Consider the following 9,421-nt stretch of genomic DNA (forward strand, 5'->3'; position numbering starts at 1 on the left):
GGAATAATGCAGTCGATCCTTACCAGTAAAGGACAAGTCACCATTCCCAAAAGCATCCGGGATGCCCTGAAAATGGCCCCGGGTGACAAAATTGAGTTCATCCTGCGCGATGGCGAGGTGATTCTGGTCCCCTTGCGTTCGGTTCGTTCTCTCAAGGGAATGCTGCCGGCGCCTGAGCGCCCGGTTTCCCTGGAGGAGATGGAACAGGCGGTCGAACAGGGGCGGGGGAGGGTATGATCGGCATCGATACCAACGTTCTGGTCCGTTATCTGGTACAGGATGACCCCGAGCAGTCGGTATTGGCCAGCCGCCTGATCGATGGGCTGAGCGCAGAATGTCCGGGATTCATCGCGCTATTGACATTGGCGGAGCTGGTCTGGGTTTTGCGCCGGGCTTACGGTTACCGGCGCGAACTGATCAAACAAGCGCTGGCCGCCATCTTGACGACAGTGGAATTCCATATCGAGGATCGGCCGCTCGCCCTGGCTGCCCTGCAGGATTATGAGAACGGGTGCGGTGATTACGCGGATTGCTTGATTGTCCATGGTGCCCTGAGGGCCGGTTGCGAGACGATTTATACCTTTGACCGCAAAGCGGCCCGGTATGCCGGGTTTCGATTGCTGGCATAGAGAGGGTCAAACGTTCTCCTGCTCCCGGAACGATTCGATTTGCGCTTCGGCAACAGCCGGTCGCCCCTGGCTTGAGAGAGGTTCGAAACCGGTCAGTCGCTGGAATACTTCATCCAGCCGTCCCCGCTCCACGGTCAGCTCCTCCACCGCCACGCCGCGTTCGGCGATGAAGTCGCGCACCCTGGGATAGAGATCGACGCCCGCCTCAGGAATCAACCAGCAGCGCTCCGGGATGCGGGGATCGTGCTCCACGCCGGCCAGCCCCGGCAGCAAGGCCAGATCGGGCGGCAGCCCGCCGGGCAGTTTCACACACACGGCGCCGTGGTAGCGGGAGCGCCGTTCCAGCTCCGCCGGGGTCCCGTCGGCCAGAATCCGGCCGCGGGCGATGATCAGGGCGCGGGTGCAGACGGCGCTGACTTCCTCGAGGATGTGGGTGGAAACGATGATGAGGGAATTTTCGGCCAGTTCCTGAATCAGCTGCCGCACCTCGTATTTCTGGTTGGGATCGAGGCCGTCGGTAGGCTCGTCCAGGATCAGTGCCGGCGGCCGGTGCAGGATGGCCTGGGCCAGGCCGACCCGGCGCTTGAAACCCTTGGACAGGGTATCGATGGGCTGATGCAGCACCCGCTCCAGCGCCAGCCGCTGGACCACCTCGTCGATGCGGCGGCGCCTGTCCGGCCCCCTCAGCCCCCGCACCCGGGCGACGAAATCGAGAAACGCCAGCGGCGTCATCTCCCCGTAGGCCGGCGCCCCTTCGGGCAGATAGCCTAATTTTGCCTTGGCCTGAAGTGGTGCTTTGCGGATGTCGTGGCCGAACACCCGCACCGTGCCCCGGTCCGGATGCAGAAAGCCGGTGATCATCCGCATGGTGGTGGTCTTGCCGGCCCCGTTGGGACCGAGGAATCCCAACACTTCACCAGGCCGCACGGTGAAGGACAGCGCCTCCACCGCCACGAAATCACCGAAACGTTTGTGGAGGTGGTCGATTTCGATCATAGCCAGTCAATAGCTCGATCGCTTCACGAAAGCTCCAGTTCCGCGATCCGGCGTACCCCGGGGATCTCACCGCTGCTTAAATCGCGGTAAAGATCCTTCAGATTGTCCTGGAGTTCCTCCAGGGTTTGCCCCTGGGTCCAGTAATCGGGAAATTCTTCCAGGTAGCCCAGCCAGTGATTCTTTTCCTGCCAATAGACGTATTTCAGTTTCATCGCGCCAACATTTCCCGCAGCATTGTCACGATCTCCCCCCGCGCCACCGTGCGCGCCTCGCCGTCCTTGCGGCCCTTGTATTCCACCTCGCCGGCATCGAGCAGGCGGTCGGAGAGCACCACCCGGTGGGGGATGCCGATCAGTTCCATGTCGGCGAACATGACCCCGGGGCGGGCGGGGCGGTCGTCGAACAGAACGTCGATGCCGGCTTGGCGCAGTTCCTGGTAGAGCGTTTCCGCCGCCTCGCGCAGGCGCTGGGACTTGTGCATGTTGACCGGCACCAGGGCCACCTGGAACGGGGCCAGCGCCTGTGGCCAAACGATGCCGCGCGCGTCGTGGTGCTGCTCGATGGCGGCGGCCACCACGCGGCTGATGCCGATGCCGTAGCAGCCCATGATGAGGTATTCCTCGCGGCCGTTCTCGTCGAGGATGGTGGCGTTAAGGGCCTCGGAATACTTGGTGCCGAGCTGGAAGATGTGGCCCACCTCGATGCCGCGGCGGATCACCAGGGTGCCCTTACCGTCGGGGCTGGGATCGCCTTCCTGGACGTTGCGGATATCGGCCACTTCCGGCAGGGGCAGGTCGCGTTCCCAGTTGACGCCGGTGTAGTGTTTGCCGTCCTGGTTGGCGCCGCAGACGAAATCGGCCAGCACGGCGGCGCTGCGGTCGCACACCATCGGAAGCTCCAGCCCCACCGGTCCCAGGGAGCCGGGACCGCAGCCGACCGCGGCGCGGATCTCTGCCTCACTGGCGAATTCCAGCGGCGCTTTCACCTGCGGCAATTTTTCCGCCTTGTGGGGGTTGAGCGCGTGATCGCCACGCAGCAGCAGCGCCACCAGGTGCCCAGCCTCGCCTTTCACCACCAGGGTTTTGAGAATTTGCTGCGGCGGCACCTTGAGGAAGTGGCTGACTTCCTCGATGCTGTGCTGACCCGGGGTGTCCACCAGCGCCAGGGGCTGGCTCGGCTCGGGGCGGGTTTCGGTGGGGGCGACCGCCTCGGCCAGCTCCACGTTGGCGGCATAGTCGCTCTCGGTGGAAAAGGCGATGGCGTCCTCGCCGGCCTCGGCCAGAACGTGGAATTCGTGGGAAAGATTGCCGCCGATGGCGCCGGTGTCGGCGAGCACGGCGCGGAAATCCAGCCCCAGGCGGGAGAAGATGTTGCTGTAAGCCCGGTACATGGCCTCGTAGGTCCGCTGCAACGAGTCCATGTCGCGGTGGAAGGAGTAGGCGTCCTTCATGATGAACTCGCGGGCGCGCATGACCCCGAAGCGGGGGCGGATCTCGTCGCGGAACTTGGTCTGGATCTGGTAGAAGTTGACCGGCACCTGCTTGTAGCTCTTGATCTCGGTGCGTACCAGGTCGGTGATGACCTCCTCGTGGGTGGGACCGAGGCAGAATTCGCGTTCGTGGCGGTCCTTGAGGCGGATCAACTCCGGGCCGAACTGGTCCCAGCGCCCCGACTCGCGCCACAGCTCCGCCGGCTGCAGGGCAGGCATCAACAGCTCCAGCGCCCCGGCGCGGTCCATTTCCTCGCGCACCACCTGTTCCACCTTGCGCAGCACTCTAAGTCCCAGCGGCAGCCAGGTGTAAAGCCCGGCGGCCAGTTTGCGGATGAGCCCGGCGCGCAGCATCAGCTGGTGGCTGACGATTTCGGCATCCGCCGGGGTTTCGCGAAGGGTGTGAAGCGGAAACTGACTGGTGCGCATGGTTGTCTTCCCTGGATTGAACGAAACCGTTATTGTAACGCGAATGGATTTTTTTGAAGCCTCCCTGCACGCCGCTTGGAAGCTGGTGCTCAGCGGCGACCCGCAGCTGTGGCGCATCGTCTCCACTTCTCTGAGGATTTCCTTGACGGCGGTGGCCGTATCCGCCCTGATCGCCGTGCCCTTGGGGGTGCTGATCGGCATGCGGGCGTTTCCAGGGCGGCGCTGGCTGCGCCAGCTACTCGCTTCCCTGACGGCGCTGCCCACCGTGGTGGTGGGGCTGCTGCTTTACGCTCTGCTGAGCCGACGGGGGCCGCTGGGGGACTGGGGGCTGCTCTACACTCCGGCGGCGGTCGTCATCGGCGAGGCGGTGCTGATCCTGCCGCTGCTGCTCCACTGGATCAGCACCTTGGTGTCGGGCGCCGACCCCCGCCTGCTGCCCACCCTGGAGGCGCTGGGGGCGGGAGGGTTTCACAAGCTCTGGTATCTGGCCTCCGAATTGCGCGCCGGCATCGCCGCCGCCCTGGTGACCGCCTTCGGCCGCGCTATCGCCGAGGTGGGGGTGGCGATGATGCTGGGGGGCAACATCGCCGGTTTCACCCGCACCATGACCACCGCCATCGCTCTGGAAACCGGCAGGGGTGAGTTCGAGCTGGCCCTGGCGCTGGGCATGATCCTGCTGGCAGTCGCCTTCACCGTCAACGCTCTGCTGGCTTGGTTGCAGGCGGGGGACTGAGATGCCGTACCGGCTGGAGGCGGTCCGCCACGGTTATGGGGAGCGCACGGTATTGGAGATCGACCGGCTGGAGATCGCCTCCGGCGTCACCGCGCTGGTGGGGGAGAACGGGGCCGGCAAGAGTACCCTGCTGCGTCTGCTGGCCGCTATCGAGACGCCGCGGCGGGGGCGGGTGCTGTTTCAGGGCAAGCCGTTGATCTGCGTCGACCGGCGCCGGATCGGTTGGGTGATGCAGCAGCCCTATCTGCTGCGGGGCTCGGCCCTGGACAACGTCATGCTGGGATTGCGTTTTAGGCGCGGCGGCGACCGCCGCCGCCGGGCGCTGGCCGCCTTGGAGACGGTGGGTTTCCGCGCCGATCCGGCGCGTCCGGCAACTATGCTTTCCGGCGGGCAGCGTCAGCAGGTCGCTCTGGCGCGTTGTCTGGTGCTGGAGCCGGAGGTGCTGCTGCTCGACGAACCTTTTAGTCATCTGGATGCTGCCACCCAGTGTTGGCTGGAGGGATGGCTTCCGGCCTGGGCGGTAGGGGGGCGGGCGGCGGTATTCAGCGATCATGCGCCCGACCGTTGCCGGATCCTGGCCCGGCGGGTGATCGCCCTGTCCCAGGGACGTTTGGTGCCGGCGCCTTTCGCCAACGTGTTTCGTGGCCGTTGCGAGGGAAACCGTTTTCTCACAAAAAGACTGACCCTGTGGCTGCCGGAACCGGTCACGGCGACTCATGTGGGCGTCGATCCCCGTGACATCGTCTTGTCCTTGCAGCCTTTGGAATCGAGCATGCGCAACCGTTTCCGGGGACGGGTCGTGGCGCTGGCGGAAGCAGGCGGCGAGGTGCGGGTGACGGTGGCGGTGTCGGGAGAGCGTTTCGAGGCTGTGGTGACCTTGGCCTCGTGCCGCGAGATGGGGCTGACGCCGGGTCAGCCCGTGTGGGTCAATTTCAAGGCTACGGCGCTACACGTTTATGGTGGCCCGTCAAATTTTTCCCAGTAAGCTGTTGAGCAGCGCTGTCGCCGCCTTGGGAATTTCGTGGAGGATCCCCGGGAACAGGGCCGCGAACGCCAGCATGAACAGGCCGTGGAAGAAGTTGGACCACTGGGTGCGGGTACTAAACCGGATGTTAATGACACGATTTCCCTCCGCGTGACTGGAATCGGTCACGATCCGGTCACGTGGAAGTTTGCCAGGGGCAGGCGGTGCCGGCACGTTCATACAGCGCCTCCATGATCTCCTGCATGTCCTGGGGCAGGCGTTTTCGGACTTCTTCGGCGATCACCCGGGGGACGCCGAAACGGGCTTCGGCGATGCCGCCGGTGATGGCCCCGAGAGTGTCGGCGTCGCCGCCCAGGGAGACTGCATTGCGGACGGCATCCTCGAAATCGCTCGCTTCCAAGGCGCAGGTGATGGCTTCGGGGACGGTGCCCTGGCAGGTTTCGTCGAAACCATAGCCTGGGCGAATCTGTGCCACGCTGCGGCTCAGGTCGTAGCCGTAACCCACTTCAATCAGGCACCGGATCTCTTCACAGGTGAGAGTGGATTTGCCTTTGCGGCAGAGCAGGATGGCGGTGACGGTGGCGGCGGCTCCCTTGAGCCCTTCGGGATGGTCGTGGGTGATACGGGTGAAGCGGTCGGAGAGGGCGTGGGCCCGGTCCAGGGAACCGGCCACCAGTCCCACCGGGGAGATGCGCATGGCCGCGCCGTTGCCGAAGCTGCCATACGGTTCGGTCCGGTCGGAGAACAGCCAATAGGCGAACGTGCCGCCCCAGCCGCAATCGGGATAACGGTGGCCCCAGTCCTTGAAGGCCGCGACCGGGTCGCGGTCATGGAGCAGGCTGTCGGCGACCGCTACGGTCAGCACGGTATCGTCGGTGAAATGGGCCCGTGGATGGAACAGGGGCTGAAAATCCTTTGTTTTGGCCGGATCGAACTCGTACACCGAACCGATGATGTCTCCTGCGATGGCACCGATCATGGCTCACCTCGCATGTCGTCTAAAAGCAAAAGGAGACTGATGCTGCCTTGGTGCCAGCGAGGAGGCCAGGCTGGACATGGGCGCTTCTTATTTTGTTACACCACGAGCAAATGTGTGTCCAGTTTATTTAGGAGGCAACTCAGATGGGGTTAACGCCCATTAAGCCCGTCGCAGATCATGTGGCGCTAGAAGGTGGCAGCCAAACTGGAAGGTCACGATTTGGTCACGTAATGAAAAAGCCGGATCGAAAAGACCCGGCTCAGTCGTTGTATTGGTGGGCCATGTAGGATTCGAACCTACGACCTACGGATTAAGAGTCCGCTGCTCTACCAACTGAGCTAATGGCCCGAACTGGGGTGGGTGACCGGACTCGAACCGGCGACCACTGGAATCACAATCCAGGGCTCTACCAACTGAGCTACACCCACCGTTTGAGAACAGGAATTATAGCGGAATTTACTTCAGATGCCAATGTGCCGTGGTGGCAGCCATTGCCGAGGATGATCAGGTGACCAGGTCAGCTACGTGCTGGTGGCGTTCTGGTTATGGATCGGGATTGCCGGTTCGGTTTCGGTGGATCGTTTGAGCCGTTCCCAGGTATTGACGATGGTGCAGAACAGTTCGGCGGTCTTCTCGGCATCGTAGCGGGCCGAGTGGGCCTCGCGGTTGTCCCATTCGATGCCGGCGGCCTTGGCCGCCCTGGCCAGGACGGTCTGGCCGTAGACCAGGCCGCCCAGGGTGGCGGTGTCGAACGTGCTGAAGGGGTGGAACGGATTGCGCTTGAGACCGGTGCGCTGGGCGGCGGCCTTGACGAAAGCCAGGTCGAACGAGGGGTTGTGTCCTACCAGGATGGCGCGGGTGCAACCCTGCTGTTTCACCGCCGCCCGTACCGGGTGGAAGATTTTCAGCAGCGCGTTCTTCTCGTCGAGGGCGATGCGCAGGGGATGATGGGGATCGATGCCGGTGAATTCCAGTGCCGCAGGATCAAGCTCGGCGCCGGGAAAGGGCTGGACGTGGGCGCTGTGGATCTCGGCGATGCGGAGAAACCCTTGCGCGTCCATCTCCGGGATCACCGCGGCGATCTCCAGCAGAGCGTGCTTTTCGGGATCGAAACCGGCGGTTTCGACATCGACGATGACCGGCAGATAACCGCGGAAGCGGTATGCCATTGGCGGTTTTTCCTGGGACATGGACATGGGATGGAGTCGAAAAGGACAATCAGTATAGCCTGAACTCGAAGCGCCAGGCCGAATATGCTATTTTTAGCGGTACGCTCGATTGTCACATCGTGGTAACAAAAACATGGAAAACAAGACGATAGCGACGACCTGGAAACGGGCCGGCGGCATGGCGCTGGTGTTGCTGGGCCTGCTTGGGGGCTGCGCCACCACCGATCCCCGCGATCCCCTGGAGCCGGTCAACCGCAAGGTCCAGGCCTTCAACGATACCCTCGACGATTATCTGATGAAGCCGCTGGCCAAAGGTTATCAGTGGGTGACGCCGGATTTCGTCGATCAGGGGGTGAGCAACTTCTTCAGCAACGTCAAGGACATCGCTGTGACCGCCAACGATCTGTTGCAGTTCAAGGTCAAGCAGAGCGGTCAGGACGCCGCCCGGTTTCTGGTCAACACCACGGTCGGTGTCGCCGGCCTGATCGATGTTGCCTCCGAGATCGGCCTGGAAAAGCATGACGAGGACTTCGGCCAGACTCTGGGGGTGTGGGGGCTTCCGCCCGGTCCCTATCTGGTGCTGCCGTTTCTGGGGCCGACGACCCCGCGTGATGGCGTCGGCAGCGTCGCCGATGGCTTCCTGAATCCGATCGCCTACACCATCTTCCCGGTCAAGGTGGGGCTGTTCGGTCTGCGGACGGTCGATTACCGAGCCGACAATCTCAGCGCCACCGAGATTCTCGATCAGGCCGCTCTGGATCGCTATGCTTTTATCCGCAACGCCTATCTGCAACGGCGCGAATACCTGATCCACGACGGCGAGGTGCCGCTGGACGAGGAATTCGAGGAACTGGAAGAGGAACTGGACGAGAGCAGCGGCGAAAGCGAGATCTGAGCCAGGTATTGCTTCTAAAATCGCGGCCCGGCAATCGCGGCCCGGCGTCCTGTGGCGCCGGGCCGCGATTTTTCAGGTCTCGCAACGCCAGTCGATGGTTTCTCCCGCCCGCAGCGGAACCAGGGGGATTTCCCCACCAAGGGTTTGCGGCGCTTTCCAGCTTTCCCGAATCAGACGGACCTTTTCTTGGTTTCGGGGCAGGCCGTAGAAGTCGGCGCCGAAACCGCTGGCGAAGTCCTCCAGCCTGTCCAGAGCACAGGCCTGTTCGAAGACCTCGGCGTACATTTCCAGCGCCAGCGGGGCAGTGAAGCAGCCGGCGCAGCCGCAGGCGCTTTCCTTGGCCGGACGGGGATGGGGGGCGCTGTCGGTGCCGAGGAAGAACTTGGGCGATCCGGAGGTGGCCGCCGCCAGGAGCGCCTGGCGATGTTTTTCCCGCTTCAGTACCGGCAGGCAGTAATAGTGCGGGTGGATGCCGCCGGCCAGCAGCGCGTTGCGGTTGTAACGCAGGTGCTGGGGGGTGATGGTGGCGGCCACCTGAGGCGGGCTTTCCTGTACGAAGGCCACGCCCTCGGCGGTGGTGACGTGCTCCAGCACGATTCTCAGGGCGGGAAAACGCTGCCGCAGCGGCACCAGCTCCCGCTCGATGAAGACCGCCTCGCGGTCGAAGATGTCGATGTCGGGATCGGTGACCTCGCCGTGGACTTGCAGCACCAGCTCCTGTTCCTCCATCGCCTCCAGTAATGGGTAGACTGCTTCCAGACGCCGCACGCCGGCATCAGAATGGGTAGTGGCGCCGGCCGGATAGAGCTTGAAGCCGAGCACGCAGGGCTCGGCGGCGGCGCGGGTGATCTCCGCCAGCGGTGTGTTCTCGGTGAGATAGAGGCTGATATAGGGCGTGAAACCACAGTCGGGGGCCACGGCCTTCAGGATGCGGTTGCGGTAGGCGAGGGCCGCATCGACGGTGGTGACGGGCGGCTTCAAATTGGGCATGACCAAGGCGCGGCCGAACCGGCGGGCACTGAAGGGAACGACCTGAGCCAGCAAGGTGCCGTCGCGCAGGTGCAGATGCCAGTCGTCCGGGCGGGTCAGCGTGAGTGTCTGCATGGGTTTCGGTTAT

The 9,421-nt window shown here is 63.6% G+C and carries 12 protein-coding genes and 2 tRNA genes; 5 read left to right on the forward strand and 9 right to left on the reverse strand.

The genetic code is table 11. The features are described 5' to 3' along the window. Positions 1–6: 6 nt before the first annotated feature. Together MIN45_RS09330 and MIN45_RS09335 are read left to right on the forward strand one after the other, a co-directional pair. Positions 7–237, forward strand: coding sequence for an AbrB/MazE/SpoVT family DNA-binding domain-containing protein (locus MIN45_RS09330; protein WP_286291743.1), 231 nt, complete (start codon positions 7–9; stop codon positions 235–237). Then, positions 234–629, forward strand: coding sequence for a PIN domain-containing protein (locus MIN45_RS09335; protein WP_286291745.1), 396 nt, complete (start codon positions 234–236; stop codon positions 627–629). Before MIN45_RS09330 ends, MIN45_RS09335 begins: the two co-directional genes overlap by 4 nt. A 6-nt stretch (positions 630–635) precedes the next feature. Here MIN45_RS09335 and MIN45_RS09340 read toward each other — a convergent pair whose 3' ends face one another. From MIN45_RS09340 to MIN45_RS09350, 3 genes are read right to left on the reverse strand one after another with little or no spacing between them, the layout of a single operon-like run. Then, on the reverse strand, positions 636–1,625 hold the full coding sequence (locus tag MIN45_RS09340) for an ABC transporter ATP-binding protein (protein WP_286291747.1): 990 nt from the start codon (positions 1,623–1,625) through the stop codon (positions 636–638). 23 nt (positions 1,626–1,648) lie between these two features. Beyond that, positions 1,649–1,837, reverse strand: coding sequence for a type II toxin-antitoxin system HicB family antitoxin (locus MIN45_RS09345; RefSeq protein WP_286291748.1), 189 nt, complete (start codon positions 1,835–1,837; stop codon positions 1,649–1,651). After that, positions 1,834–3,543 carry a proline--tRNA ligase gene (locus MIN45_RS09350; protein WP_286291749.1) on the reverse strand — a complete coding sequence of 570 codons (1,710 nt, stop codon included), beginning with the start codon at positions 3,541–3,543 and terminating at the stop codon, positions 1,834–1,836. The genes MIN45_RS09345 and MIN45_RS09350 overlap by 4 nt, the downstream gene beginning before the upstream one ends. 43 nt (positions 3,544–3,586) lie before the next feature. Here MIN45_RS09350 and MIN45_RS09355 point away from each other — a divergent pair, with 43 nt between their 5' ends. Both MIN45_RS09355 and MIN45_RS09360 read left to right on the forward strand, forming a co-directional pair. Next, positions 3,587–4,276 (forward strand): ABC transporter permease, encoded by a 690-nt coding sequence (locus MIN45_RS09355; protein ID WP_286291750.1) that lies wholly within the window; start codon positions 3,587–3,589, stop codon positions 4,274–4,276. Position 4,277: 1 nt separating this feature from the next. After that, positions 4,278–5,261 (forward strand): ATP-binding cassette domain-containing protein, encoded by a 984-nt coding sequence (locus tag MIN45_RS09360; RefSeq protein ID WP_286291751.1) that lies wholly within the window; start codon positions 4,278–4,280, stop codon positions 5,259–5,261. Here the strand turns inward: MIN45_RS09360 and MIN45_RS09365 are convergent. The 5 genes from MIN45_RS09365 to rnt form a co-directional block, all read right to left on the reverse strand. Next, entirely contained in the window at positions 5,244–5,429 is a 186-nt protein-coding gene (locus tag MIN45_RS09365; RefSeq protein ID WP_286291752.1) for a hypothetical protein, read from the reverse strand. The two genes, MIN45_RS09360 and MIN45_RS09365, sit on opposite strands and share 18 nt — an antisense overlap. A 7-nt stretch (positions 5,430–5,436) precedes the next feature. After that, the gene (locus tag MIN45_RS09370; protein ID WP_286291753.1) at positions 5,437–6,240 is read right to left on the reverse strand and encodes an ADP-ribosylglycohydrolase family protein; all 804 of its coding nucleotides are present in this window, start codon (positions 6,238–6,240) and stop codon (positions 5,437–5,439) included. 272 nt (positions 6,241–6,512) lie between these two features. Further along, positions 6,513–6,588 (reverse strand) — tRNA-Lys (locus tag MIN45_RS09375). A 4-nt stretch (positions 6,589–6,592) separates the two neighbouring features. Further along, a tRNA-His gene (locus MIN45_RS09380) sits at positions 6,593–6,668 on the reverse strand. A gap of 93 nt (positions 6,669–6,761) precedes the next feature. Next, positions 6,762–7,409, reverse strand: coding sequence for a ribonuclease T (gene rnt / locus MIN45_RS09385; RefSeq protein ID WP_422732658.1), 648 nt, complete (start codon positions 7,407–7,409; stop codon positions 6,762–6,764). Positions 7,410–7,542: 133 nt separating this feature from the next. Between rnt and MIN45_RS09390 the strand changes: the two genes are divergently transcribed. Continuing rightward, positions 7,543–8,304, forward strand: coding sequence for an MlaA family lipoprotein (locus MIN45_RS09390; protein WP_286291755.1), 762 nt, complete (start codon positions 7,543–7,545; stop codon positions 8,302–8,304). A gap of 72 nt (positions 8,305–8,376) precedes the next feature. Here the strand turns inward: MIN45_RS09390 and pyrC are convergent, their stop codons facing one another. Next, positions 8,377–9,408, reverse strand: a complete 1,032-nt coding sequence (gene pyrC / locus MIN45_RS09395; protein WP_286291757.1) for a dihydroorotase — start codon at positions 9,406–9,408, stop codon at positions 8,377–8,379. Positions 9,409–9,421 lie beyond the last annotated feature (13 nt).

The sequence above is a fragment of the Methylomarinovum tepidoasis genome, assembly GCF_030294985.1.
Lineage (GTDB): Bacteria > Pseudomonadota > Gammaproteobacteria > Methylococcales > Methylothermaceae > Methylohalobius > Methylohalobius tepidoasis.